This is a genomic window from Micromonospora yongxingensis, assembly GCF_052601155.1.
The window spans coordinates 238,256-264,576 of sequence record NZ_JBQXEO010000005.1 but is presented as its reverse complement, the minus strand read 5'-3'; the positions used below and the strand labels follow the sequence as shown (position 1 = coordinate 264,576).

Genomic DNA, 26,321 nt, shown 5'->3' with positions numbered 1-26,321 from the left:
AAATGCTGCCCATTGCCGGGCACCTGAATCTTCCGAAAATCGGTCTACTATCGCCGGCTCGTAGAGAGAATGTGGCGAAGGGAAGTCATAACTGGGGGGACGCATCATGGAGTTGAGGCAGCGACTGACACTGTTGGCGGTAACCATCGCAGCCACACCGTTGGTCCTCGGCGGGTGCACCACCGAGCGTAAGTCGGGTGCCGGATCGGCCCCGGGGCGGGCAGCGCCGCCGGAGTTGACCGTCACACCTTCCGACGGTACGCGGGAAGTGCCGATCAGTGCCGAGGTGGGGACGGCCGTGAAGGGTGGGCGGATCAGCGCTGTACGGATCAGCGACGACAAGGGGACGCAGATCAAGGCGGAGCCTCGGGAGGACAGGTTGGCCTGGGTTCCGAGCAGGCCGTTGCAGCCCCGGCGTACCTATACCGCCGAGGTCACCGCGACCGGCGATTCCGGGCAGATCACCACCCGGAAGACGACCTTCACGACGATGCCGAAACCCACCAAACCGACGATCACCAGCACGCTCTACTTCACTGGCAATCGGATCTACGGCACGGCCATGCCGGTAACCGTCGCGTTCGATCCGCCCATCGCCAAGGAAGCCCGAGCGGATGTGCAGCGCCGCCTGTTCGTGAAGACGAATCCGCCTCAGCCGGGTGCCTGGTCCTGGGTGGAGGATGGCAGTCAGGTCTACTACAGGGCCCCCGATTTCTGGCGACCAGGCACCACGATCGACGTCCGGACCGGCCTGGAGGGCTTGCCCATCGGTAAAGACCGAGTCGGCGACGCGGACCGAAGCGCCACCTCCGAGATCGGCCGGCAGGTGTCCCTGGAAGTCGACAACGCCACCAAGCAGATGTCGGTCATGCAGGACGGCAAGCTGATTCGCAAGATCCCGGTCAGCCTCGGCAAGCCGAGCACGCCGACGTCCAGCGGCAAGATGGTGATCATGGAGAAGCACCAGTACGCGACGTTCGATACCCGGGGCGAACCGAACGGGGGCTACGTGGTCGACGTTGAGGATGCCCAGCGGCTCACCTGGGGCGGTGAGTTCATTCACGGGGCGCCGTGGTCCGAGGGGGACCAGGGGAAAACCAACGTGTCGCACGGCTGCACCAACGTCTCCGCTGCCGCGGCCGACTGGCTGATGGGCGTCACCCAGGTCGGAGACCTGGTCACCTTTAAGGGCACCGAGGTGCAATTGCAGCCGGGCAACGGCTGGACGGCCTGGAACGTCAGCTGGGACGAGTTCGTCAAGGGCAGCGCACTGCCCGTGCCCGCAGGGCTCCAGCCGGCCCCGGCGCAGGTGCCGCACCCGGGCGCCGTGGCTGGTGGATCGCCGGCCCCGGCCCCGTCCGTCACCGGCGACTGATCCGGTCCTGTCCTACACGCGTGCCGGATCGTCGGTGGCGAGCCGGCCCCCTTGTCTCTCGTCATGCGAGGACGTCCACTCCATAAGAGCCGTGACGGGGGCCGTGTTACGGCATGGGAATGCGGACGTGGTCCCTGTGGTCGGACGGGCCACTGTAGGGCTTTGAGCCCGCAGCCGGAAACCAGATCTGCCGGTACCAGGTGGCCTGCCGCGTTAGTGCCGTGACACACCCTGTCGCAATCATGGGGCAGGCAGTCTCGGAAGGCCGGCGACGGTGGCGGATGCCAGGAAGGGCAGCTCTAGGGGATTGCGGTGGGGGTCTTGTCGGTCGAGGCCGACGCAGCGAGCATCCGTGCGAACAATTGGGCCTTACGGGGGCCGGCCATGCCGCTCGCGCTGAACTGGCGGGTGGTGCCGTCGGTGCATTCGACGGTCACGGTGACTCGACCGTCGAGGGCGTCACTGCGGGCGAAGGTGACGTGAGCGGCACTCAGGCTTCCTGCGGATCGACGCTCGGCGCGCCAGATAAGAGCTCCTGCTACGGCGGTACCAATAGCGCCGGCGACGGCGACAGTCACGGTGGCGCCAATCAGCCACAGGCCAACCCGTCCATCGACGGCCCGCGTAACGCCGTTGGCGACCGTCGCAAGGCCCATCCCGACCAATACCGACCCGGCGGACCAACGCAGCAGACGTCGCCACCGCGACGCGGTCAAGGTGATAACGACTGTCCTGTCGATCAGGCGCAGGCTGACGGTCTGGCCCGAGTCCACGGTAACGGGGAACACCTTCACCCCGATACGGTATGTCATCACCTGTGACGGTCACTCGGTTGCGACGCTATTGTGGCGGTATGCCAGCTTGGTTCAGACCGCAGTGGCTGCTCGGCCACATAGTCGTCGCTGTGGTCGCGGTGGCGTGCCTGCATCTGGGCTGGTGGCAGTGGCAGCACGCGCAGCTGGGCAACGGTGCCAGTTACGGTTACGCGGCGCAGTGGCCGCTGTTCGCTGCCTTCGGGGTGTTCTTCTGGACCCGCGTGGTGCGAGAGCGCGTGAACCGCGCTGCCCGCCCGCCTGCGGCGGATTCCTTGCAGGTCACAGTGGCCGTCGGGCCTTCCTGGTCGTTTCATCGCGGGGAAACAGAGGCAGGCCCGGTGGCGCGACTAGCGCCGACCGCCGACGTCGCGCAGCAGGACGAGGACGACTGGGACGTCGCCGCGTACATGCACAGACTGCGGTGGCTCAACGTCGACTCGCGCCGGCGCCTGTCGGACTATCCCGGCTTCGACGGCCACTGACCCCGGCCGCGCGATGTCGGTGGCGGGCCGGTCTTGGCGGACAGCCGTCGGTGCCAGGTTGGCGACGCTGCCGGGCACCGCGCCGTCGCATACGAGCACCGGCACCGGTCCCGTCAGTGCGTCCGACGCGAGTCGGAGCGTCGTTCGGGTTGGAGTCCGGCAGTGCCCATCGAAGCCATCTGGTGAGCTGGGGAACCGCGCCGGACCGGGACGCCTGCGTGGCCGCTGCCCCTTCAAACTCGTAGTAGCTGTCGCCAGCTTGATTTAAGAGGCGGTGGCCTGGGCATTGGGGTGCCGATTGGCTCAACGGCAAGGAGAACCGGCAATGTCTGGTCCCTAAAGGCCAGCCCCATATCGCCCGAAAGGCTGAGTTAGTGGATCAACCTAGAGACCTCGGCATCCTGCCCCGTTTCGTGCTGACTTCTGCCCTCTAGCGATCGAGGGGTGATTTGCCGGTCTGGCGTGGCTTCTTCCCGGGTCCCCCGGAGCGGCCCTGAGACTCCCGTTGTGGCACGGCAAAGTGTGAGCACGGCCACTCGATCACCGTGGGTAACGGCACGTGCGCCTGTCTAGCCTCGTCGAATGCGTAACGACGGCAACCTCGACGACCCGCGCGGCCTCGGCGGCCCGGCTGTCCGTTCGGACGATAACCCCCCAGCCAATCAGCCAGCCAGTGTCTCCCGGCGCTGGCTCCCCGCCGGGTCCCTGCGTACCCGCCTCAGCCACTTCAGTAACCCCTTTGCCGCCCGACGCGGTCGGACCCGGATGGCGGTGGCCACCGGTGCCGTGTGCTGCCTCGGCCTGGCCGGTGTCGCTGTCATTGGTGCAAGCCCGGCCGGCGAGTCCTTCACCCCCGACCAGCGAGCGGAGATCGCCCAGCGGGCGGAAGCGGACGCCGCCTCCCGTGGGCGGGGCCGAGAGTCCGCCGCCCCCGTCACCGAAAGCCCCACCGCGGAAAGCCGCGAAAGCTCCGCTTTGCCGACGGCCAAGCCCACCCCCAAGGCGAAGGCGACGTCGAAGCCGAAGCCGAAGCGAGTCGTTCCGGTCGCGGGGCTGGACCAGGCCCAGATGAACAACGCGAAGATGATCGTGCGTGCCGGCGAGGAGATGGATGTGCCGCGCCGAGCGTTGGTGATCGCGGTGGCCACGGCGATGCAGGAGAGCAACCTTTACAACTACGCCAGCGGAGTGCTGCCCGAGTCGCAGAACTACCCACACCAGGCCATCGGCTGGGACCACGACTCCGTCGGGCTCTTCCAGCAGCGGCCCAGCACCGGCTGGGGTGCGGTGGGGGATCTCATGAAGCCGGAGTATGCGACCCGGCAGTTCCTTAGCGCACTGCTGGCGATTCCGGGTTGGCAGGACCTCCCGCTGACCGTCGCGGCCCAGTCCGTGCAGGTGTCGGCGTTCGGGTGGCTGTACGCCCAGCACGAGTGGCGTGCCAACCAGGTGGTGAACGCCATCCACGCCTGACCGCGGCTGCTGACGCCGGGCTCCTCAACGCACAGGGAACGTGTTGTCGGGGAACGTTTGCGTCGCTATCGATTTCGGCGGTTGCGGGCCGTGAAGTCCGGTAGGCGAGCGTGGCGATCCCAGCCTCAGCGGTAAGCGATGTGACTGGGCCGAACCAGCGCACCGGGTGGTCAATGGTCACCGTCTGGTCGGGCAAGACGATCATGCTGTCCTTGCGGACACCGCCGCCGACAACGGCGAGGGTGTGTCCGTGCAGGTGCATGGGTGGAACCTAATGTCGGTCGCCACGATCGTGGTGGCGCTCAACGCTCAGCTGCTGCGGCGGGTCCGCCTGACCCCGCTGCCTCGAAAAGGACGTGACGGCGGCCCAGCCTGGGCCGCCGTGACACTCTTCAGACCATCCATGAATGCGCCACTGAGCGCCGGACCGCTGCCGGTTCGGGTGTCGAGGGTCAGTAGATGGGCGAGGGTCACGACAGCGAGTTAGAGCCGCTGGGTGGCCCTGCCGCGTACCCGCCGCGCTTCAGCCGGCCCGGCACAGGTGCCGCACCTGGCCGGCAAGTTGCCAGCGCCCGCCCCGTTGATCATCGGCCGCTGACCGGGCCGTATGCGACAAGGACGCGCCAACCGGCGTGCCGTCCCGTGCTCGCCCGCGGCTGAGGCTAGAGCAATGACACATGCACGTGGTCGGTGTGGTTTGACGGTCCGCTGTAGGACTTCCAGCCGGTTGCCGGGAACCAGATCTGCCGGTTCCAGATCACGTAGTACACGCCGAGCCGGTCGGCGTTGCGGATCAGGAACGCGGCGAGGTTGTTCCCGTACATCCGGGTGTCCTTACTGCGCCAAGGGCTGAAGCCGCTGTTCTGCAGCGACCAGTCGCAGGCGAGGCCCTTGGGGTGCTCCCACGGACCGCCCGGCCGGTAGCAGCCGACGAACCGGTTGAAGCCGGCCCGCTTAACCTCCTTGTACATGTGCAGCGTGCGTGGTGTGACGCAGCCGGCGGTGGTGGGGTCCTTCTCGCTGCACCTCTCGGACTTCCAGTCGCCGTCGGAGGTGCGGCCAGGGGCGATCCGGGCAACCGGCGAGGTGGCCGACACCAGGCCACCGGTGAAGCCCTGCCCGCCCACGAGCGCGAGCGCCTTCTCCGCCTCGCGCTTGTCCCGGGCCATGTCATTGGTGAGCTTCTGCTGCTCACGCACCTCGGCGTCGAGCCCCAGCTTCGCCTGCTCGGCGCGGGTCTTGACGACGTTAACCTCGGCGAGCTGCTTCGCATTGACCATGTTCAGCTCGTCCAGCGCGACAGCACGCTGGACGAACGAATCAGGGGCGTTGCTGTCCAGCAGAATGGCGGCCGCACCGAGCCGGCCAGTTCGGTAGGACTGCATGGCGATATGACTCACCTGCGGCCTCAAGGCGTCCAGCTCCGCCTGGGCGCGGTCGACTTGCAGCGCGAGCTCAAGCTGGCGCTTCCTGGACTTCTCCAGCTTCGCCTTGGCCCGGGTGTAGGCGCGGTTCGCTCCCTCGATGACATCGGTGAGCAGCCGCGGCTCACCGTCATCCTCGTGACCCGATGGCGTCGGCGTCGAAGGTGCAGCCGTCGCCGGGACAGGGCCGGTGACGATGGCGAGAACGGTCAGGGTGGCCACCACCGGTGTCATCCAGCGGCGCAGTCGTGCCGTCACAGGTTTCCTTCCGACTGGTCAGCGTTCTCATGATCAGGTGCGTCACGGATGATGGCCGGTATCACCATTCAATATTCCGGCGTCCTCGAGGGTCGAGGCCGCTCGGCGTCGGGTCGCTGCCTGGACCGGCTCGCCCATCGGTGGGATCACCCCCGCTGAGCGCCTCGAGCGCGACGTTCCGCCTCGACGGCCACGCGTTTCCGTGCCGTTTTTTCGGGATACGAGATTGTGGAATGTTTCCACTATCGGCGGCGTCGACTGCGGGGTTGCGCCCAGCCGTGGTGACCAGCGCCGCCAGTGCGGTGGTCAGCGGTACGGCGGCGATCAGTCCGAGTGTGGCGACCGCGCTGCGGACGATCTCCTGGGCCAGGAACTCGCTGGTGAGGATCTGGCTCACCGACCGGGAGTCGGCGGTGAGCAGGAGCAGTAGCGGCAGCGAGGCGCCCGCATACGCCAGCACGATGGTGTTGACGGTGGAGGCGATGTGGGCCCGGCCGACCCGGGTCGCCGCACGATAGAGCTGCAGCCGGGACAGTGCCGGGTTGGCGTGCGCAAGCTCGGTGACCGTGGCCGCCTGGGTGACCGTGACGTCGTCGAGCACCCCGAGGGAGCCGATGATGATCCCGGCCAGCAGCAGGCCGTGCAGGTCGACGTCGGCCTGGAACATCGACAGGCTGGTGGCCTCCTCACTGCCATACCCGGTCAGGTGGGCGGCGGCGGTGGCCAGGGTGCCAAGCAGGCCGGTCAGCACCAGGCTGCCCAGCGTGCCGAGCACCGCCACCGACGTCTGCGCGGTGACGCCGTGGGTCAGGTACAGCACCACGAACATGATCAGGGCCGAGCCGGTGACTGCGATCAGCAACGGCGAGCCGCCAGCGGAGATGCCGGGCACGACGAAGGCGAGCAGGATCGCGAAGGTCGCCCCCAGCCCGGCTAGCGCCGCTAGCCCCCGCAGCCGTCCGAACGCCACGATCGCGGCCGCAAAGAGCGCCACCAGCCAGATCAGCGGCTTGCCGCGCTGGTGCTCGGCGATGTTGTAGGTGCTCACCGTCGGGTCGGCCGGGTCCGTCAGTTGAACAATGACGATCGCATCCCCGACCGCAACTTCGGGAGCGCCCGGGCCAGACGGCACGGGCATCTCCACCTGATTTCCGGTGTCCGGCCCCTGCTCGACCTGGACGGTGACCGTTCCGCACGGCCCGTCCTGCGCGGTCGGGCTGCCCTCCGGGACCTCTGACACTGGCGGGCAGGGTTCCGTCACGACCTTCGTGACCGTGCCGTGGTAACGGGGAACCGGGTCACTTTGCTCCCCGTCGGGGGTATCGCGCGGCCAGAGCACCAGGGTGGCGATCACGGTGATGACGAAGAGGGGGACCACCGTCGCGACGAGGATCCGTCGCACCCGCGGGGTGGACGGGGCGGCACGGCTGTGGTCAGCACCCACTGTGAGTCTCCCAACGGTCGAGGCGGCCGGTGTCGTCGGCGACTGGCCTGATTCCTGGTTGGAGTGCCTACCTCGACGCGCTGGGCATCACCTGTAGCGGCACTCCAGGCGCCATCACGCACGGCGACCGAGAAGTGCGCTACTCCTGCGCCGTCAAGCAAGAGCGCCAGGGTGTGTCGGTGTGGGCCGCTTGCCGACGATGGCCCCGTGGCACCAACCCGCTGCGACACGTCATCCTCGGATGCACTCCATCCCCCGTCCATTGCACCGCCTACTATCAGTAGATAGTAGGCGGCAGGAGGGTCGATCCGCGGCGGGGGTGGCACCCATCGTTGCCGACGGAGATGGCATCACCGGGCGAGCATCGTCCTCTGCTTCCAACCGTGCTTCCGGCTGTCCTCGCGCTACGCCTGCTACTGGCAGCTCGGCGGCCGGCGGAACTCTCTGCCGCACCTGACCTTCGGGTGGATATGCGCACATCGACCCTCCCGGACGGGCATGCTCCTAATGATCAGGAGGAGGCGACATGTATGCGGGAGCCGCCGCGATGGCACTGGTGGCGATTGTCTTCGTCGCCGGGTTGTACGGCCTGCACCGCCTGCTCGCCCTCGCGCCCGATCCCCTCGCGGTGCTGCCGTTCCAGTCCGGATGGAGGCCCGAGGAACACGCGTTGTCCCGGTACCACGTCCGGTGGTACCTCTCGACCCTGTTGTTTCTCGCATTCGACGTGGAAATGCTCTTCATGTACCCCTGGGCGGTCGTCGTTGCCGAGATGGGCGCCACGGCAATCGTCGAAATGTTCCTCTTCCTCGGTGCGGTTTTCGTCGCGGTGGTGTGGGCCTGGAGGGAGGGGGCTCTGCGGTGGGTCTGAGCAACGCCTTGGCCAGGTACGCGGTTAACCACGCCCACGTTCTCCTCGTGGAGGCGCCGGGACACTGGCTGACGCGCGCCGCAGCCGAGCAGCAACTCCTTGCCCGGGGCTGGCTGTTCGCCTCGTCGCCCGCGGACGCGGACGTGCTGGCACTCTGCGGCACCCCGGGCCCAGAGATAGCAGCGATCGCCGCAAGGCTGTGGGAGCAGTTGCCCGGGCCACGCGCCCGGGTCCAGATCGATGCACCGCACCTCGCGGCGGCGGCGTTTGAAAGTGCCGCCACCAAGCTCCTCGATGTGACCCTGCAGCGCGACGACAGCCAGGGCCGATCGGCCACGCCCAATGGCGAACGGCACCGTGACAACGAGTCGGAGGGGCACGACGGCGGCCACGACCACGGCGGCCACGGCACTCATGTCGGCAAGGGCGAGATGGACGGCGGTCACGCTGAACACAGCGCAATGGACCATGGTGGGTCCAGCGGTCATGGCGAAAGTGGCGATCACGGTGGCATGGGCCACGGCATGGACATGGGCCACGCCGACATGGGTCACGGCGCCACGAGTCACGGCGGCATGGATATGGCGCCGGCCGGGATCCCGATGGCCCACGGAGGCGAGGACCGCGACGGCCTAGAGCTGGACGTCCTGCACCTTCGTCTGGGTCCGGTGCTGCCGTACTGGCCGACGGGTCTTGTCCTACGCTGCTCGTTGCAGGGCGACCTCATCGTCCACGCAGAGGTCACCCTGGTCGACGCCCAACACGCGCGCCACCACGCTGGCGTGAGGTGCGCTCACCATCGTGCGGCGCGCCGCTGCGACAACGCCGCAGGACTGCTCGCCCTCAGTGGCTGGGAGGACGCGGCCGGCCGTGCCCGGCGTCTGCGTGACTGGCTGTTGAGCGACGGGGACCGGGGGACGACGGCCCGGGACCTCGACCGGCTGCATCGCCGCATCAAGCGTTCATGGCTGCTGCGGTGGTCGCTGCGAGGAGTCGGTTACCTTTCTGCGGCTGACGTCGCGCGTCTGGATTTGCCCGGCCATCTGCGCGGAGACACCCACGACCGCCTCCTTTCGATGATCCAGCGAGCGGCCGATGACATCGCCGGCTCCGCCGACGCGAGCAGCGACGCCAGCGAGCACGTGCCGATCGTCAAGATCGGTGACGTGGTGCAGGGGCTAGACATCGCCACTGCGCGGTTGGTCGTCGCCAGCCTTGACCTCGACCCGCAGCCGGCGGCGAGCGCGGTGGCGCATGCCTGACTCGACCGTCACGACGGTCTCCGCCGGGTGGGCACTCGCTGCGGCAGCGATCTTGGGTCTCCTCGTGGCCTTCGCCGCGGTCCTTGACGGGCTTTTCTCGGCGCGGACAGCGGGCGCCGGGCCGTCGGGGATGACCCGACCGCTGGGAGAGACGGCCCGGCTCGTACGGCAGCGACGCAGAACGACTGTCGCGGCCGACACGTTGCTGTGGCGGATCGGCAGTTCCGGCCTGCTGTTCATGGCGTTGATGATCGTCACGGTCGTGCCCCTGGGGCAGTGGACGCTGTTCGACCTCGACGTGGGGGTGGTGTGGTTCAACGCGATGGACGTCCTGGCCTGGGCGTTCGTGTGGCTGACCGGGTGGGGCGCCAACTCCACGCACTCGCTGATCGGGGGCTACCGCTTCCTGGCGCACGGACTGGCCTATGAACTCCCGCTGATGTTCGCGCTCGTGGCGCCAGCGGTCGCCGCATCGAGTCTCAACGTGGGGACGGTTGCGGCAGCGCAGGCGGACCTGTGGTTCGTGGTGTGGATGCCCGTCGCGTTTCTGGTCTTCTGCACTGGTGTCGTCGCGATCGCGGTCTGGGGACCGTTCACGCCAGCGCTGGGCTCCGACATCGCCGGCGGCGTCACCACGGAGTTGTCCGGCGTCGACCGGCTGGTGTTCGAGGGCGGACGCTACGCCTTACTGGCCGCGGGAGCCGCCTTCGCCGTGCCGATGTTCCTGGGAGGCGGCAACGGTCCGCTGCTACCCGGCTGGGTCTGGGTGCTGGTAAAGACGAGCGCCCTGCTCGCCGTCCTTGTATGGCTGCGCCGCCGGCTGCCCGCTGTCCGGCCGGACCTGTTCATGGAGGTCGGGTGGGTGGTGCTCCTACCCGCCGTGCTTGTCCAGGACCTCCTCGTCGCCGTCGTCGTAGTGTGGAGAACCTGATGATCACCGCCATCTCGTTCTGGGTGCTCGCCGTCGTCGCCGTGCTCAGCGGGGCCGCCGTTTTCTGGGTCAACTCGATGGCCCGGGCCAGCTACTCGCTCGCGCTGTCGTTCATCGCGGTCGGGGTGCAGGTGCTGCTGCTGCAGCAGAACTACATCGGTGTGGTGACGATCCTGATGATGGTGATGGAGATGGCCGTGATGGCCGTCTACATGGTGATGTTCATGGGCATGAACCCGGCGCTGATGCCGATGAGCATGGTCCACGACAAGCGACAGGCCTTGGCGGTCGCCGTCGGTGTGTTTGTCGCCCTGACCGCTGGGGTGCTGCTCGTTCCGTGGCCGGCCCGCCGCGGCGCCCCTGCCGAGGACGTGACGGCCGCGCTCGGTGAGGAGCTGATGGGCCCGAAGATGCTGGCGATGATCACTGTCGGCGTGGTCATGGCGGTCACCATCGTGGCTGGCGTGGTGCTGGCAGCGCACCGCACCCGCTACGACCGCTTCGGTGACGACCTGCGCCGCCGTCCCGCCCACGACCCACAACCGGGTGGGGTCGGCCGATGACCCTGCAGACCGTGCTGCTGGTGGCGGCGGCCCTGTTCAGCGTGGGCCTGTACGGCGCGCTGTCCCAGCAGGTCGTGGTGATGGTGATGATGGGTCTCGAGCTGATGCTCAACGGCCTCATCCTGGCCGCCGCCGGCTTCTGGTGGTTTCTCGCCCCGGATCCATCCGGCCAGGTGCTGCTGTTGGTGATCATCGCGGCGATGACCGTGGAGATGGCGATGGGCTTCGCGGTGGCCACCCTGCTGCACCGGGTACGCCGGGTCGATATGACCGACATGGCCGCGGACCTGTCCGGATGAGGGACCTCGCGCAGGTGTGCCTGTGGCTGCTGGTGGTCCTGCCGGCAGGCGTCGGTGCGCTGCTCGCCGCCGCCCGACGGGCGAACCGAATCGCCATTCCCATCTCCTTGGCGACCGCCACCACGATGGTGGGCCTGTCCGCGGTGGTGGCAGCCGACCGCCCGGCGGTGTCGGTGCCCTTCCTGGCCGGCACCGACCTCGCGCTGGCCGTGGACGGGCTCGCTGCCCTGATCCTGCCCACGCTCACCGTGGTGACCCTGCTGGTGCTGCTCGCCTCGACCGGGGAAATCCACGAGTCGACCGCCCGGTTCCACGGGCTGATGCTGATCTTCGCCGGGGCGGTCGCGTTCACCGCGGCGGCGGCGACACTGCCGGCGCTGCTGCTGGCGTGGGAGATCATGGGTGCCGCGTCGTACGCGTTGATCGGATTCCGGTGGCGCGACGAGGACCGGATGTCAGCCGGCCTCACCGCATTCCTCACTACCCGCGCCGCCGACCTGGGCCTCTACGCCGCCGCCGGGGCAGCGCTCGCCGGCGGCGCGGGCCTGGCCCTGGCAAACCTGTCGCAGAGCAGCCCGGGATGGCGCCACGTGATCGCCGCCGGCATCCTGGTCGCCGCATTGGGCAAGGCCGCGCAGCTGCCGTTCTCGTTCTGGCTCTCCCGGGCGATGGCCGGCCCGAGCGCGGTGAGCGCCCTGCTGCACTCGGCAGCCATGGTGGCGATGGGAGGCTACCTGCTGCTGCGGGTCCAGCCCCTGCTCGCCGCCACCGGGTGGGCGGGCCCGGTGACCACCGGGTTCGGTGCCGCGACCGCGCTGCTGCTCGCAGCGGTGGCGGTGGCGCAGCGCGACCTCAAGCAGCTTCTGGCCGCCTCCACCGCCGCCCAACTCGGTTTCGTGGTGATGGCCGCTGGCGCCGGAACGGTCGCCGGCGGCGCCGCGCACCTCGTCGCGCACGCCGCGACCAAGGCGCTGCTGTTCCTGGCCGCCGGGGTGTGGCTGACCGCGTTGGGCACCAAGCGGCTCGCCGGCCTGCGCGGGGTCGTCGGGCGGTGGCGGCTGGTCGGCTGGTCGGCCACGGTCGGTGCGCTCGCTCTCGCGGGGATCGCACCGCTGTCGCTGTGGGCGACCAAGGACGCCGTCCTCACCGCCGTCGGCGAGCAGTCGCCCTGGCTGTATGCCATCGGCCTCGCCGCGTCGGCGCTATCCGCGGCCTACGCCGCGAAGATCCTCGTCGTCATCTGGCCGCGGGTACGCGCCGACCGCCGGGCCGAAGTGGAAGCCCACGTCGACGAGGATGAGCGGGGCAACCGGCGCGTGACGCTGCTGCAGCGAGTACCTCTGGTGCTGCTGGCGGTGGGCGCCGCGTACGCCGGTCTGCTGGCGCTCCCACCGCTCGCCAGCACCGTCGTCCGAGCCGTCGGCCAGGCCGGCGGCTCTTACGTCTCCGTCCGGGAGTTGGTCGTGTCAGCGGCAGTCACCCTCGCCGTCCTGCTGGTGGTCCTCGCCCGCCGACGGCTGCCCGAGCCACGCTGGGCGCTGCGCTGGATGGGGCTGCAGTCGGCCGCGTCAGCGCTCGTGACGCGCCCCACGCTGCGCTGCGCCAATGCCCTGGCCCGGTTCGACGACCGGGTCCTGGACCGTGCAATCACCGGCGCCGCTCGGGCCGTGGTGTCGCTGAGCCGTCGCGCCGCCCGCTTCGACGACCGGGTTGTTGACCATGCCGTGACATCAACCTCCGAACTGTCGATGCGGGTCGCGGCGCGCGCGGCCCGGGCCGATGACCGGTGGCTCGACGATGCTGTGGAACACCTGGCCACCAGGGTGCGTCGGCTGGGCCGGCTGGCCCGCCGGCCGCAGACCGGCCAACTGCACCAGTACTACCTGCAAGCCGTCGTGGTCCTCCTCGTCGGCGTCGTCCTCCTCGTGACGTTGGGGTGAGCCTTGCTCAGCGTGATCATTTTCCTGCCCCTCGTCGCCGGTCTGATCCTGGCCGTCCTCCCGCGGCTGAGCGACCGGATCGCCCGCTGGGCGTGGGTGGCGGTCACCGCCGTCGACCTCGCGCTGATCGTCGGGCTCTGGCTGCGCTACGACACCCCGGCACCCGGCGGCCTGGCGTTTGAGGAGCAGGCGGCATGGATTCCCGGCGTCAACAGCAGCTATCACCTGGGCGTCGACGGCCTGTCCCTACCGCTGGTCGCGATGACCGCGGTGATCTTTCTGGCCTGCGCGGTGTACGCGCTGCGCAACCGTCACCGCCCGCGCGGGCAAGCCGCCCTGTTCCTCTTCCTGCAGAGCGTCAGCCTCGGTCTGTTCATCGCCGCCGACCTGATCCTCTTCTTCGTCTTCTTCGACCTGTCCATCGTCGGCATGTACTTCGTGATCGCCGGATGGGGCCACGGCGACCCGGGGCGCTCGGCGATGAAGTTCTTCCTCTACACGTTCCTCGGCTCGCTGGCGCTACTCGTCGGGTTCATCGGCCTGTACGTCGCCGCCGATCCGCACACCTTCGACATGCCGGCGCTGGCCGCGGCCACGCCGTTGGCCGGGCGGCCCCTCGCCGGGGGGCTGGTGCTCGCCGCGATCCTGGTCGGCCTGGCGGTGAAGACTCCCACGGTTCCCTTCCACACCTGGCTGCCGCCGGCACACACCGACGCCCCCGCCGTCGGCTCGGCGGTGCTGGCCGGGGTGCTGCTGAAGATGGGCACCTACGGCTTCGTGCGCATCGCCATGCCGATGTTGTCCCAGTCGTGGCGCGCCTGGGCCTGGGTGATCATCGTCGTTGGCGTGGTGTCGGTGCTCTACGGGGCGCTCGTCGCCCTGGCCCAGACCAACATCAAACGCATGATCGCGTACACGTCGGTCAACCACATGGGCTACATCGTCCTCGCCGTCGGCGTCGCGGGCCTGGTGGCCACCGACACTGCGCAGGCCCGGACGATCGCGGTGACCGGCGCGGTCACTCAGATGGTCAGCCACGGCCTGATCACCGCCGCGCTGTTCCTGCTCACCGGCGTCCTACGAGACCGCGCCGCCAGCTACGACATGCGGGAGTACGGCGGACTCGCCGCCACAGCACCGAGCTTCGCGGCGCTGTTCGCCGTTGGCGCCTTCGCCTCCCTGGGCTTGCCGGCGTTCACCGGCTTCATCGCCGAGTTCCAGATCTTCACCGGCAGCGTCGCCGCCGCCCCAGCCACCGCCGTGGCGATCCTCGGCATCCTGATCACCGCCGCGCTGTTCCTGCGCGCGCTGCAACGCGTCTTCACCGGCGACACCCAGGGCCATTCGGTCGGCTTCACCGACCTGCACCCCGCCGAGGTGTGGTCGGTCGGCCCTCTGCTGCTGCTCTCCCTGCTGTTCGGCGTTCTGCCGCGTCCGCTGCTCGACGTCATCGAACCCGCCGCCGCCAGCGTCGTCGACCTCGTCGGGAGGTAGCCGGTGGAGACGGAGATGATGCGGCCGCTGTTGCTGCTGCCCGAGATGCTGCTCGTCGTCGGAGCGCTCACCGCTCTGCTCGGTGGCTCGTTCGTCCCCCGACACCAGCAGTGGATGATTCGGGTCCTCACCGTCGGCGTCCTCCTCGCGGTCATCGTCACCGCCGCAATAGGGATGGCCGGGCCTGCACGGACCGCCTTCGACGACAGTTACACCGTCGACACCGCCACCGGCGTGGCCCGGATCCTCGCCTCGGCCGCGACGCTGCTGGTGCTCATGCTGGCCGCCGACGAGATCGCCGGAACGGCACGGGAGAGCGAGACCTGCGCGCTACTGCTCTTCGGCGCCGCGGGAACCGTGCTGCTCGCCGGTGCTGACGATCTGCTCGTCCTCGCCGCGGGTTTCCTCCTCGCCACCATCCCGCTCTACGGGCTCATCGGTCTCGTGTTCACCGCCCGGGGCGCCGAGGCAGCGATGAAGACATATCTCATGGGGGCGCTGTTCGGCATCCTGCTCCTAACCGGCGTGACGATCCTGTCCGGACTCACCGGTAGTACCGGCTACGCCGAACTCACCAAAGCTCTGGTTGACGTGCCACCGGCGGCGGTGACCGGGGCGGCCGTCACGCTAGTGGCCGGGCTGATGTTCAAAGCCGGCGGGGTGCCCGGCCATTTTTGGGTGCCCGACGCGGCGCAGGGTGGTAACGCCACAGCGGCGACGTTCCTGACGACGGTGCCCAAGATCGGGGCGATGGTCGCGGTGTACCGCCTGGTCGGCATCCTGCCCGACGCGGTGCCCTGGCCGGCGTTGATCGCGACCGTCGCGGTGGCGAGTATGACCCTGGGCAACCTGGCGGCGTACTGGCAGGCCGACCCGCGGCGGCTACTCGGCTGGTCGACGGTCAGTCAGGTCGGGTTCGTGCTCGTGCCCGTGGTGGTGGCTGGCAACAGTGACCTGGCGCTGCCGTCGCTGCTGGTCTACCTCACCGCTTACACGGCGACGAACATCGCCGCCTTCGCCGTCACCGCTGCCCTGCCCGAACGTCGGGACCTCGGCGATTACCAAGGCCTGGCGATGCAGCGCCCATGGCTCGCCGCCGCCCTGGTCGTGGCGCTCCTCGGACTGGTTGGCACCCCACCCACCGGCGTGTTCGTCGGCAAGCTCACCACCGCCACCGCCGCCTGGGACGGCGGCCACGGCTGGCTCGCCGTCGTCGTCTTCATCAACACCCTGCTCAGCCTGTTCTACTACCTGCGCTGGATTGTCCCCACCTACCGTCAGCCTCCACGAGACGTGTCCGCGCAAGGAGAGACCCGCTCTCGACGGCAGTGGGCCCCGCTCACCGCGGTCACGGCTGCCGCCCTCAGCCTTGCCGCCGGTCTGGCCGGGGGAGTGGTGTGGACCGTGGTCAGCGGCCCATAGGGGCATGCCGGCGGGGAGCCGTCCCCGGACGAGAATCGCCACGACCGCGGCCATGGGTTGGCGCCGGGCGGAAAGATCGGGATCAGGCGGCTTCTCATTGGCCCCGCCATGAGCACGAGGCTGCGCTCGGCGTCAATCGTGGGCAGGACGGGCCGTCACCGTCGGTACGCCAGATTCGCCATCATGCCCGCCTGCCCGTGGTACACGTTGTGGCAGTGGGTCATCCACTGACCGGGGTTCGTGGCGTCGAAGTCCACAGCGACCGTCCGGTGCGGGGTGACGATGACGGTGTCCTTGCGGGCTCCGCCGCCGGTTACGGCGAAGGTGTGCCCGTGCAGGTGCATGGGGTGGAACATCGTGGTGCGGTTGACGAATTCGAGCCGCACCCGCTCGCCTCGCTCGACCAGGAGCGGGTCAGCGTGGTTAAAGGTCACGCCGCTGATCGTCCACCGGTAGGGCGTCATCGATCCGCCCAGCACCAGCCGGTGCACCCGGTCCGGTCGCTGCCGAGTCAGTGCCACGCTGTCGGCGGCGCGCAGCGTGTGAGTGAGGAGCACACGCCGGTCCAGTTCGACCGGCCGGTCCATTGCCGAGGACGGGTCGCCCGCGCAGGTGGATACCAGGGCAAGCCCTCGCCCACGCTTCCCCTCGGCGGCGGCGACCAGCGGGAACACCCCGTCAGCGAGTTCCACTGTGACATCGACCCGCTCGCCCATCCCGAGCACGAGCGCGTCGGTCGTCGTCGGGATGACCGGGTAACCGTCAGTGTGCGTCACGGTCATCCGATGCCCACCCAGCGCCACCCGGAACGCCGTGTCGGAGCCGGCGTTGACCACCCGGATCCGCACCCGCTGTCCCGGCCTGGCGCGGAAGGTGACCGGTGCGGCGGGGACCCGCCCGTTGATCAGGTAGTGGGGGTATGCAACGTCGCCGGCACCGCCCAGCAGCGGCGAGGTCATCGTTTCCATCCCAGCCATGTCCCCGTGCCCGCTCATGTCTCCGGGGCCCATGCCGTCCATGGCGCCGTCGCCCAGGCCGGGCGTGTCGCCGCCGCCGCCATGATCCATTTCCGGCATGTCGCGGTGGCCGGACATCGCGGTTAGCGCGGTAAGCACGTCCTCCGGGGTGCGGCCGGTGCCGTCGACCCAATCGTCGAGCACGACGATCCACTCGTGGTCATAGCCGCCGGTGTCGTGCGGGTCGTCAACGACGAGAACCCCGTACAGCGCCCGGTCCAGCTGCAGCCCGGAGTGCGGGTGGTAGAAGTAGGTGCCCGGGTCGGGGGCGATGAACTCGTAGCGGTGCTGACCTCTGCGGGGGATCGGCGCCTGGGTGAGACCGGGGACGCCATCCATGTCGTTGCGCAGCGCGATGCCGTGCCAGTGAACGCTGGTGTCGGCGGGCAGTTCGTTGAGCACATCGACCCGGATAAGGTCACCGGCGCGAGCCCTGATCAGCGGACCAGGCAGGTCTTCCGCGTAGCCCCAGGTCCGCACCCGCGGTCCGCCCAGGTCGACAGTGACCGGCCGTGGATGCAGCGTTGCGGTCACCGTGCCCGCGCCCGGCCGGCGACGGCCCACCTCGACACGAGGTACCAGGTCATCGCGCGCGGTCACGAGCGGAGGGCCGACAGCGCCGTCGGCCCAGGCAGCGGTGTCGGTGCTTGCAGCCACCCCCACCGCGCCCGCCAATCCGATGAGTAACCGGCGGCGGCTGATCGCGGGTGTCATGACAGCTCCTCGGCTCGGAACGGCGGCCGGGGCGATCGCCGGCCTGGACGGTGGTGTCATGTGCGAGTTTCGCCGTGGCGGCGCGGGACATGGGGGAATTTCACAATGCGTGCCCTGTTTGGGTGCCATTTGCCGTCTCGGTGCCCGACGTCACCGTCTGAAGCGGGGCCTGCTGCGCTAGTGCCTTGATCGGCGGCGACGGCCGGCGAAATGGCAGAGATGCCTAAGTGTGGGCCTGTTGTTGCCGTGTTCGCTCGGCCGAGCATCTCCTTCGCTGCATCCTGATTCGTCGATACGCGAGGAGCCTGTCGGTAAGGGCTGCAGCCCTTATACGGGTCCTGGGTATGGGTACGTGTCAGCGTCCCGCCGCTCTGCGCGGAGTTGTATCGCCGCAGGTAGTGGCTCTTCGCCGCACGGCTGGTTGCAGGATACCCCTAGGGGGTATATGGTGCCGGTTGGAGGTGGACGGCATGAGACACGAACACACGACCCACGCCGAACCGACGGTTATCCCCGCTGAGGCGCGACACGACGGACATCAGGTGCATGTGGGCGAGCAACCCACGAGCGGATCGCACGGCGGGCATGCCGGCAGTGCCCGACCCACGGACAGCCACAAGGGCGGGCACCACGACCATGCGGGGCACGGACCCTCTGGGGGGCACGCGGGTCATGACAAGCACGCGGGGCACGACCCGGAGCAGTTTCGGCGCAAGTTCTGGCTGAGCCTCGCGCTGACGGTTCCGATCGTGGCCACCAGCCACATGGTGATGGACTGGTTCGGCTACACGCTCGACTTCCCCGGCATGAGCTGGGTTGGCCCGGTTCTGGGGTCGGTCGTCTTCTTCTATGGAGGCTGGCCCTTCCTGGTCGGCGGCGTCCGCGAGGTCCGTGAGCGGGCTCCCGGAATGATGCTGCTGATCTCGATGGCGATCACGGTGGCCTACATCGCGTCGCTGGCCACCAGCCTCGGCGCGTTCGATTTGGACTTCTGGTGGGAGCTGGCCGCGCTGGTCGCCATCATGCTGCTGGGCCACTGGCAGGAGATGAAGGCGATCGGCCATGCACAGGGCGCCCTCGCCGCGCTGGCAGCGCTGCTGCCCGACGACGCCGAGCGCATCGATGACGACCGCACCGTGCATCGGGTACCGGTGTCCGAGCTGAGGGTCGCCGACGTGGTATTGGTTCGCTCTGGTGCCCGGGTGCCGGCCGACGGCCGGATCGTCGATGGGGCCGCGGAATTGGACGAGTCGATGATCACGGGGGAGTCCCGGCCGGTTCCACGGGGCGTCGGGGACCGGGTCGTGGCCGGTACGGTGGCGACCGACTCCGCGCTACGGGTCCGGGTCGACGCGGTAGGGGAAGACACCGCACTGGCCGGCATCGGTCGCCTCGTGGCGCAGGCGCAGGCCTCCAGCGGCCGGGCGCAGGTGCTGGCTGACCGGTTCGCCGCGATGCTGTTCTACGTCGCCACCGCCGCCGCGCTGGTCACCTTCGCTTCGTGGTGGGCGCTGGGTGATCTCGACGAGTCCGTGGTGCGGACGGTGACGGTCCTGGTCATCGCCTGCCCCCACGCCCTCGGGCTGGCCATCCCGCTGGTGATCGCACTGTCCACCGCGGTGTCGGCGAAGGCCGGCATCCTGATCAAGGACCGCCTCGCCTTGGAGCGGATGCGCACCGTCGACGCGGTGCTGTTCGATAAGACCGGCACCCTGACAAAGGGCGCGCACACCGTCACCGCGACCGCCGCAGCCAGCGGCGTCAACGAGAACGACGTGTTGCGCATCGCCGGCGCGGTCGAGGCGGACAGCGAACACCCCCTCGCCAAGGCGCTGGTGAAGGTCGCGCAGGACCGCGGGCTGCGGGCGAGCGCCCGCGACTTCCGATCCCTGACCGGTAGAGGAGTTCAAGCTGTCGTCGACGACGCCACTTGGGCGGTGGGCGGCCCAGCTCTACTGCGGGAGCTTGGCGCCGCGGTTCCTGACGAGCTGGCCAGCGCAGCGCAAGGTTGGTCGGCACGCGGCGCGGCGGTGCTGCACCTGGTCCGCCTGCCGCAGGCCGGTCAGGCGACCGCGGTCGGCGCGTTCGCCCTCGAGGACGAGGTCCGTCCCGAGGCTCGCGAGGCCATCGCCGAGCTACGCGAACAGGGCGTCAAGAAAATCGTCATGATCACCGGAGATGCACGCTCGGTCGCCGAGGCGGTCGCCGCCGACCTGGGCTTCCGGCCCGGGGTGGACGAGGTGTTCGCCGAGGTGCTGCCCGCCGACAAGGACCAGGCGGTCGCTGACCTGCAGGCCCGAGGTCTGACCGTGGCGATGGTCGGCGACGGCGTCAACGACGCTCCCGCTCTGGCCCGCGCCGACGTGGGCCTGGCCATCGGTGCCGGCACGGACGTCGCGATCGAGTCCGCCGGGGTGATCCTGGCATCCTCGGACCCACGTGGTGTCACCGGCGTGATCCGGTTGTCCCGGGCGTCGTACCGCAAGATGACCCAGAACCTGGCCTGGGCCGCCGGGTACAACGTCGTGGCCATTCCCCTCGCGGCTGGCGCGCTGGCCTGGGCCGGGGTCACGCTCAGCCCGGCGGTGGGAGCGGTGCTGATGTCCGTCTCCACCATCGTGGTGGCGCTGAACGCGCAGCTGCTGCGCCGGGTCAAGCTCAGCCCCGGGCAGCACTGACTCAGGCAGAAACGGCGGCCCGATCGGAGCTATCCGACCGGGCCGCCGGCACAACGGCGACTGCAAGCCGTCTGGGCCCGGCTCAGGGCAGCATCGACTGCCACGTCACGCCCGCGTCGGGGCTGCGCAGCACCCGGCCGTCCCGGGTGGCCAGGAAGGTCACGTTCCCGTGCACGGTTAGAGCAGCCGGGGCGCCTGGTGCCCGGCCAGGGGTGGACGACCAGGTCGCCGCTGCGTCGACGGAGCGCACCAGCGTCCCGTCCGCCGTGATCGCCACCAGCTCCCGCGGGGACCAGTGCAGCAACACCGCAGGCGGACCGCCGGCCGGCGTCCAGGTGCGGCCGCCGTCGGTTGAGCGACGCAGGCCCTGGTCGGTGCTGGCCAGCAGGGTTCCCGGGCGGTGCGGGTCGACGGCCAGGTCGTAGGCCTCGAGCGTGGAGCGCGACTCCCAGGTCATCCGGTCACTGCTGGCCATCAGGGCGCCGCTGCTCGAATCGAGGCCGTACACCACGCCGCCGGAGAAGCGCAGCAGGTGAAAGTCGGCCTGCCCGGCAAGGGAGAGACCCTGCCAGGAGCGGCCGGCGTCATTGCTGTGGATCAGCCCCAGGTGCGCCGGCCCGTCCTCGTCCGGGGCTGGGTGACCGGAGGCGAGGAACTCGTTAGGGCCGGTCACCGTGAAGCCCATGGTGTCCTGTCGGCCGTCCCCGACCCGGTCCGCCGCCATGCCGGAAAGGCGGAATACTCCGTGGTGGGTGGCCACATACAGTTGCCCATCGGCGGGGTTCACGCCAAGTCCGTGCACATGGCTGAGCCGGCCGTCGGTCGCCGTCGAGGCGGTCAACGGGGCGGATTCGTCACGCCAACCAACCGCGGTGGCCACGGCTGTGACGAGCAGGAGGACGCCGACCGCGACGCCAATCCACGCCATCCGATTCTGCCCCTTGAGGGCCACAGCCGCTCCCTTACCTCGATCCGATGATCCGCGGCGGCAACGCAAGTCGATCCCGCAGCTGCCCCCCGATCGTAAGCCATCTACTATTGCCCGATAGTAGTAGCGTCGGGAGCGTCACGCTGCGGGCGTGGCAGCGATGCTCGGGTGGGCGCCTGTCGGATGGCGCGGCGAGGAGGCTACCGGTGCGTCAGGTCACGGCAGCACCTGACCGGACGATGCGGCGTGCAGCCTCAGTGGCGGTGGTTGCGGTACTGGCCGCGGCGGCGGCGTTCGTGCTGCGCTTCGATCCCACCGACCGGCTCGCCGACCCGACCGGTCCGTGCCTGTGGCACTCCCTCACGGGCATCAATGGCCCCGGCTGCGGCGGCACCCGCATGGTCTATTACCTCCTGCACGGCGATCTCACTCAGGCCGCGCGCCACCACCTGGCCGCGCTGGTAGCAGTGCCGTTCGTGGCCTACCTCGGCGTCCGGTTCGTCGCCTCGGCCTGGCTCGGACGTGAACTGCCCGCGCTACGCCTGCCAACCTGGGTCTACGGGGCCTACATCGCCGGCTTCCTGCTCTACACCACCGTGCTGCGCAACATGCCGTGGGCGCCGTTCTCCTGGTTCAACGTCCCCAACCTCACGCCGTGAGACCCGCCCCTCGAAACCCCCATGACCAACAAGTCGCCGTCACGCACCCGCTTTCCTTCAGCGCGACTGGTCGCCCCATATGCCACCTACTATCCTGGATTCGTATGAACAGGACCGGCCGCCAGCGCCGCGGCAGGCTCATCAGCCTGCCGCGGGTGCTGCTGCTCGTCCTCCTGGCGCTCGGTGTCGCCGGAATGCACACCTTCGGCCACGGCGGCGGCGGGCACACGTCGAGCGGCCGCGACGCCACCGCGGCGGTCATGCCGCACGACAGGCTCAGCGGCCCTGTTCAGGACGACTCCGGCCACCGGGCTCTGATTGCCCAGATCCGCGAGCCGCGCTCTAGCGGCAGCCCCGATCTGGGCCTCTTTACTGTCTGCCTGGCTGTGGTCGGCGCATTCGGACTGGCCATCGGACTGGCGCTACTGCGTGTGCGATCCCACCGCGAACGCTGTGATGGGCGCACGCATCTCGCAGTTCACGGCGGCGGGCGCAGCCCGCCCGCACTGTTGCTCGGCCTGCGCGTCGCCGCGGTGTCGGTGCTGCGGATATAGGAAACGCCCTCGGTCAAACCGGCCGTCGAATCCTTATTCGCACACCAACAACCTGAAAGGCATTCCTTTACCATGATGCGCACGATCGTGATGCGTCGCGCCCTGCTGACCGGCGTCACCCTGTCCGCTCTCCTCGCGAGCACCGCGGCATGCGGCGACGACATGAGCGGCATGGACCACGGCAGCGGCAACAGCCCAACGGTCACGGCTTCCGCGTCGGCACAGGCCGCCACCACCGCCAACGACGCCGACGTCATGTTCGCCCAGATGATGATCCCGCACCACCGTCAGGCCGTCGAGATGGCCGATCTGGCGCCGACCCGCGCCAACGATCCTGAGGTGAAGGACCTCGCGGCGAAGATCAAGGCCGCGCAGGACCCGGAGATCGTGACGATGACGGGCTGGCTGACCGCGTGGGGCAAGCCCACCGCCGCGCCCGAGGGGCACGACATGCACGGCACGAGCTCGTCCGGCACGTCCGCGATGGCGGGCATGGCCAACGACGGGCAGATGAACGAGCTCAAGGCCGCCAAGGGCAGCGAGTTCGACAAGATGTTCTCCCAAATGATGATCGCCCACCACAACGGCGCCATCGAGATGGCCAAGACCGAGCAGGCCAACGGCAGCAATCCGGAGGCCAAGGCCCTCGCCGCGCAGATCGAAGCGGACCAAGCCGCAGAGGTGCAGACCCTGCAGAAGATCCTCGACCGCCTGTAGCCACGAAAGGACGGCGGCCGGACCCCATCGGGTCCGGCCGCCGCCGTGTGGACCACCACACCTGGCGCCGGTGACGACCCGCCGTATCGCCCAGACTGCGACAACTGTCCAGTCCCGTACTGCCCCCTGCACGTCGCCGCAGCCTTCCCCTGCCACGAACGCGGAATGCGGGCGGACCGCCGCCGGTTGCGCCGATGTACGCCGGAGCAGCACGCCCCGGCGTTCGCCGTATCCGGCCCTTGCAGGCCAGATGGCGCGTCCCCGTGATGCCAGCCCGACATCGGTCTGGTCACCCCGAGAAAAGGTGACAGCGATGAACACGCTCAGGCAATGGACCGCGGCTCGTACCGCAGTCGCTCGCAAGAGCGCGCGCGTAGTGGCCGGAGTGGCACTCGTCGCCGCCGGCGTCGCCGCACCGGCGACCAGTGCGCTCGCCGCGCCGACGCAGGTGCCTGCCGTGCAGATGGCAGAAAAGCAGTCGGACAAACGCGTCGACTACCGCTTCCAGGAGCAGCCGAACATCTACTTCTGCGGCCCGGCGTCGACCCGCATCGCGCTCAGTGCCCAAGGCAAGATGCAGAGCCAGGACGAACTGGCGGCCAAGCTAGGCACCACCATCGCCGGGACGGCCTCGGCGTTCGACATCACCCGTGTCCTCAATCAGGAACTTGGCAAGGACGTCTACAAGACCGGCGAGATCCCCAACGACACAGCCACCGCAGACGAGGTGCAGCGCCTCAAGGCTGACCTGAGCACCGCGATCGACAACGACCGCGTTGCCGTGGTCAACGTCATCGGATCCGGCACCGACGTCAACGGGCTGTCGCGCGACTTTCCTGTCGGGCACTACGTGACCGTCGTGGCCTACGACGGCGACCAGGTGAAAATCGCCGACCCGTGGCAGCCGGTGGGCGACGGCACCTACTGGATGTCGGTCGGCGAACTGGCCGAGTGGGCTGCTTCGCGCGGCTACTCCGCCTGACATCAGCAGTTGAGCAACACACGGCGGTCCCTGAAGCACAAAAATCAGGGACCGCCGCGTTCGCCCTGACGCCGCGCTACCCGCAGACTGCGTCACGGCGACGCCGGCCCAGCGTAGGCTGGCGGAAATGTGGGAGGCGGTGTGTCGGTGAACGGTCTAGGTGAGCTGGAGGCCGCCGTCATGGATGTGCTGTGGCAGGCGGACGAGCCCCTGCGCGTACGTGAGGTGCTGGATCGACTGACCGGACGCACCTTGGCCTACACGACCGTCATGACGGTGCTGGACAACCTGCACCGCAAACAGTGGGTGCAGCGCGACAAGACCGGCAAGGCCTATCACTACCGGCCCGCCGGCACCAGGGAGGAACTCGTCGCCCGGACGCTGCGGCGCATGCTGGAGACCAGCCTCCAACCGGATGTGGTGCTGCTGCACTTCGCTCGCTCGGCCTCCGATCGGGAACTGGCGGTGCTGCGGCAGGTACTTGACGAACGGACAGACTCCCAGTGAGCCCCGCCCTCGCCCTCATCGTCGGGGCGCTCGCCGTGGCCTGGCTCGCACCAGCGCTGCTGGAACGAGCCATCGGCCCGGTCCGCGATCCGATCGCGGTGCTGCTCGCCTGGTGGGGCACCCTGGCCGCCGTGCTGCTGACCTTCGCCGCCGGCGTCACCTTGCTGCTCGCACCGGTCGACCGTCTCGGGGAGTGGGCGGAGCATGTGGCACACCACTGCTGGTTCGCGGTCAGCCATGGCCAGCTGCCCGCCCAGGACGAAGTCCTCGGTGTGGCCGGCGCGGTGGCGGTCTTCGCGCTGGCCACACGATCAGTGGTCCTGGCGTTTCGGCAGTGGCGTGCCCAGCGCGAGTCCCGCCAAGCGCACCACGACCTGGTGACGCTCCTCGGCGAAACCGTTACACCAGAACAGGAACCGGTGCTGCGGGTGCCGCACCCCGCACCGCTGGCCTACAGCGTCGGCGGCCGCCGAGGAATGCTCGTTGTCAGTGCGGGCGTCCTACGCCTACCGCCGGCGCAGCGCGCGGCCGTGCTGTGTCACGAGCGGGCGCACCTACGCGGCCGGCACCATCTGATCGTGGCCATCGCGGAGGTCCTCGCTGCGGCCGCACCGTGGGTACCACTGACCCGCCGCGCGCCTCGCGCCATGCGGCTCCTAGTCGAGCTGTGCGCCGACGCGGCTGCCGTGCGCACGTGTGGCGTGCCTGCGGTCCGCGGAGCGCTGATCGCCCTTAGCGGTGCCGCTCACCCCGCGCACGCCCTGCCCATGGCCGGAGCTGACGTGCCGACGCGGTTGCACCGCCTGCAGACAGCCACACCGCACCAGCGGATCGCGGCTCGTGTCGTTCTTCCGCTGGTCGCGGCAATCGCGCCGCCACTGATCGGTGCCATCACCGCTGTCGTCTTCTGCGCCTGAATCCAGTCAGGCGGCCAGCGTCCGCCCGTCCCTAAGCAGCCGGTGTCCATCGCCGCCGTCCCTGGCCCACGGCGATCGGTCCCTCAACGGCGGATCGACAGAACGCCGCAGAACCACCGACCGCCCAGACGTGCTGTCACACAAGCGTGTCCGGGCCCCGGCGCTGATGACCGACCTAGAGGTGGCCCCACCGCTTTTCTTGGCCATCGCGACGACCGGGATGACCCTCACCTGCGGCACCTGCTGGCCATCTCCCACGAATCCGTAGCCCGGTGACGGTCGCCGCCCCCCGACGGTGGCTGTCACCGTTGGAGCCAGCGATTGTGGCAACGTTCGTCCCTGCCGCACCCTGTTGACCGGTCAAGCGCTCGTCAGTCCGATGCGGACCCCCGCTCCCACTGATCAGCGGCACCCGTTCCTTGCCCGACCTTTTCTACTATCGGCGCATCGTAGATACCCGCTATTGTCGTTGCGTTACTGCTTGACGACAGGCTCCGGACACATGTCGCCGCTGTAGTTGATGTGGCGCGTGCTCCGGGCGGGGAGCGAGATCGATGAGTAACGGGTCTAAGCGCTCCAGGCGTTACGAGGAGAGC

At 69.1% G+C, this 26,321-nt stretch carries 23 protein-coding genes; 18 read left to right on the top strand and 5 right to left on the bottom strand.

What is annotated here, in order from left to right; translation table 11 throughout:
- Positions 1–106 precede the first annotated feature (106 nt).
- Positions 107–1,375, top strand: a complete 1,269-nt coding sequence (locus tag ACTWLT_RS09765; protein WP_445318021.1) for a L,D-transpeptidase — start codon at positions 107–109, stop codon at positions 1,373–1,375.
- A 299-nt stretch (positions 1,376–1,674) separates the two neighbouring features.
- On the opposite strand, the gene ACTWLT_RS09760 is transcribed toward ACTWLT_RS09765, so the two are convergent.
- The gene (locus tag ACTWLT_RS09760) at positions 1,675–2,169 is read right to left on the bottom strand and encodes a hypothetical protein (protein ID WP_445318020.1); all 495 of its coding nucleotides are present in this window, start codon (positions 2,167–2,169) and stop codon (positions 1,675–1,677) included.
- 59 nt (positions 2,170–2,228) lie between these two features.
- Here ACTWLT_RS09760 and ACTWLT_RS09755 point away from each other — a divergent pair, with 59 nt between their 5' ends.
- Positions 2,229–2,672 carry an SURF1 family protein gene (locus tag ACTWLT_RS09755; protein ID WP_252418191.1) on the top strand — a complete coding sequence of 148 codons (444 nt, stop codon included), beginning with the start codon at positions 2,229–2,231 and terminating at the stop codon, positions 2,670–2,672.
- Between the two features lie 582 nt (positions 2,673–3,254).
- Positions 3,255–4,145: a peptidase M23 gene (locus tag ACTWLT_RS09750; protein ID WP_445318019.1), complete on the top strand. Its 891-nt coding sequence runs from the start codon at positions 3,255–3,257 to the stop codon at positions 4,143–4,145.
- 662 nt (positions 4,146–4,807) lie between these two features.
- On the opposite strand, the gene ACTWLT_RS09745 is transcribed toward ACTWLT_RS09750, so the two are convergent.
- Positions 4,808–5,827: a coiled-coil domain-containing protein gene (locus ACTWLT_RS09745; protein WP_252418189.1), complete on the bottom strand. Its 1,020-nt coding sequence runs from the start codon at positions 5,825–5,827 to the stop codon at positions 4,808–4,810.
- A gap of 61 nt (positions 5,828–5,888) precedes the next feature.
- Entirely contained in the window at positions 5,889–7,271 is a 1,383-nt protein-coding gene (locus tag ACTWLT_RS09740; protein WP_445318018.1) for a YibE/F family protein, read from the bottom strand.
- A gap of 547 nt (positions 7,272–7,818) precedes the next feature.
- On the opposite strand from ACTWLT_RS09740, the gene ACTWLT_RS09735 reads away from it, so the two are divergent.
- The 8 genes from ACTWLT_RS09735 to ACTWLT_RS09700 are packed head-to-tail and all read left to right on the top strand — an operon-like array spanning position 7,819 to position 16,053.
- Positions 7,819–8,142 carry an NADH-quinone oxidoreductase subunit A gene (locus tag ACTWLT_RS09735; RefSeq protein ID WP_252418327.1) on the top strand — a complete coding sequence of 108 codons (324 nt, stop codon included), beginning with the start codon at positions 7,819–7,821 and terminating at the stop codon, positions 8,140–8,142.
- Positions 8,133–9,404, top strand: a complete 1,272-nt coding sequence (locus tag ACTWLT_RS09730; protein ID WP_445318017.1) for a hypothetical protein — start codon at positions 8,133–8,135, stop codon at positions 9,402–9,404. Before ACTWLT_RS09735 ends, ACTWLT_RS09730 begins: the two co-directional genes overlap by 10 nt.
- Positions 9,397–10,335, top strand: a complete 939-nt coding sequence (locus tag ACTWLT_RS09725; protein WP_445318016.1) for an NADH-quinone oxidoreductase subunit H — start codon at positions 9,397–9,399, stop codon at positions 10,333–10,335. Before ACTWLT_RS09730 ends, ACTWLT_RS09725 begins: the two co-directional genes overlap by 8 nt.
- Positions 10,335–10,898, top strand: coding sequence for an NADH-quinone oxidoreductase subunit J (locus ACTWLT_RS09720; RefSeq protein WP_252418186.1), 564 nt, complete (start codon positions 10,335–10,337; stop codon positions 10,896–10,898). Before ACTWLT_RS09725 ends, ACTWLT_RS09720 begins: the two co-directional genes overlap by 1 nt.
- Positions 10,895–11,197, top strand: coding sequence for an NADH-quinone oxidoreductase subunit NuoK (locus tag ACTWLT_RS09715; RefSeq protein WP_252418185.1), 303 nt, complete (start codon positions 10,895–10,897; stop codon positions 11,195–11,197). Before ACTWLT_RS09720 ends, ACTWLT_RS09715 begins: the two co-directional genes overlap by 4 nt.
- Positions 11,194–13,137 (top strand): proton-conducting transporter transmembrane domain-containing protein, encoded by a 1,944-nt coding sequence (locus tag ACTWLT_RS09710; protein WP_445318015.1) that lies wholly within the window; start codon positions 11,194–11,196, stop codon positions 13,135–13,137. Before ACTWLT_RS09715 ends, ACTWLT_RS09710 begins: the two co-directional genes overlap by 4 nt.
- A gap of 3 nt (positions 13,138–13,140) precedes the next feature.
- On the top strand, positions 13,141–14,631 hold the full coding sequence (locus tag ACTWLT_RS09705; RefSeq protein WP_445318014.1) for a complex I subunit 4 family protein: 1,491 nt from the start codon (positions 13,141–13,143) through the stop codon (positions 14,629–14,631).
- Positions 14,632–14,634: 3 nt separating this feature from the next.
- Complete coding sequence (locus tag ACTWLT_RS09700; RefSeq protein WP_445318013.1) at positions 14,635–16,053, top strand: NADH-quinone oxidoreductase subunit N; 1,419 nt, start codon at positions 14,635–14,637, stop codon at positions 16,051–16,053.
- Between the two features lie 155 nt (positions 16,054–16,208).
- Here the strand turns inward: ACTWLT_RS09700 and ACTWLT_RS09695 are convergent, their stop codons facing one another.
- Positions 16,209–17,783, bottom strand: a complete 1,575-nt coding sequence (locus ACTWLT_RS09695; RefSeq protein WP_445318012.1) for a multicopper oxidase family protein — start codon at positions 17,781–17,783, stop codon at positions 16,209–16,211.
- Between the two features lie 470 nt (positions 17,784–18,253).
- On the opposite strand from ACTWLT_RS09695, the gene ACTWLT_RS09690 reads away from it, so the two are divergent.
- A complete protein-coding gene (locus ACTWLT_RS09690) occupies positions 18,254–20,461 on the top strand; it encodes a heavy metal translocating P-type ATPase (RefSeq protein WP_445318011.1) in 2,208 nt (735 codons plus the stop codon).
- An 82-nt stretch (positions 20,462–20,543) separates the two neighbouring features.
- On the opposite strand, the gene ACTWLT_RS09685 is transcribed toward ACTWLT_RS09690, so the two are convergent.
- Entirely contained in the window at positions 20,544–21,389 is an 846-nt protein-coding gene (locus tag ACTWLT_RS09685; RefSeq protein WP_445318010.1) for a F510_1955 family glycosylhydrolase, read from the bottom strand.
- A gap of 206 nt (positions 21,390–21,595) precedes the next feature.
- Here ACTWLT_RS09685 and ACTWLT_RS09680 point away from each other — a divergent pair, with 206 nt between their 5' ends.
- From ACTWLT_RS09680 to ACTWLT_RS09655, 6 genes are all read left to right on the top strand, one after another.
- Complete coding sequence (locus tag ACTWLT_RS09680; RefSeq protein ID WP_445318009.1) at positions 21,596–22,048, top strand: DUF2752 domain-containing protein; 453 nt, start codon at positions 21,596–21,598, stop codon at positions 22,046–22,048.
- A 104-nt stretch (positions 22,049–22,152) separates the two neighbouring features.
- The gene (locus tag ACTWLT_RS09675) at positions 22,153–22,602 is read left to right on the top strand and encodes a hypothetical protein (RefSeq protein WP_445318008.1); all 450 of its coding nucleotides are present in this window, start codon (positions 22,153–22,155) and stop codon (positions 22,600–22,602) included.
- Positions 22,603–22,677: 75 nt separating this feature from the next.
- Positions 22,678–23,319 (top strand): DUF305 domain-containing protein, encoded by a 642-nt coding sequence (locus ACTWLT_RS09670; RefSeq protein WP_445318045.1) that lies wholly within the window; start codon positions 22,678–22,680, stop codon positions 23,317–23,319.
- Between the two features lie 313 nt (positions 23,320–23,632).
- Positions 23,633–24,301: a C39 family peptidase gene (locus tag ACTWLT_RS09665; protein ID WP_445318007.1), complete on the top strand. Its 669-nt coding sequence runs from the start codon at positions 23,633–23,635 to the stop codon at positions 24,299–24,301.
- A gap of 141 nt (positions 24,302–24,442) precedes the next feature.
- A complete protein-coding gene (locus ACTWLT_RS09660) occupies positions 24,443–24,808 on the top strand; it encodes a BlaI/MecI/CopY family transcriptional regulator (protein ID WP_445318006.1) in 366 nt (121 codons plus the stop codon).
- Positions 24,805–25,725 carry a M56 family metallopeptidase gene (locus tag ACTWLT_RS09655; RefSeq protein ID WP_445318005.1) on the top strand — a complete coding sequence of 307 codons (921 nt, stop codon included), beginning with the start codon at positions 24,805–24,807 and terminating at the stop codon, positions 25,723–25,725. The genes ACTWLT_RS09660 and ACTWLT_RS09655 overlap by 4 nt, the downstream gene beginning before the upstream one ends.
- The last annotated feature ends 596 nt before the right edge of the window (positions 25,726–26,321 follow it).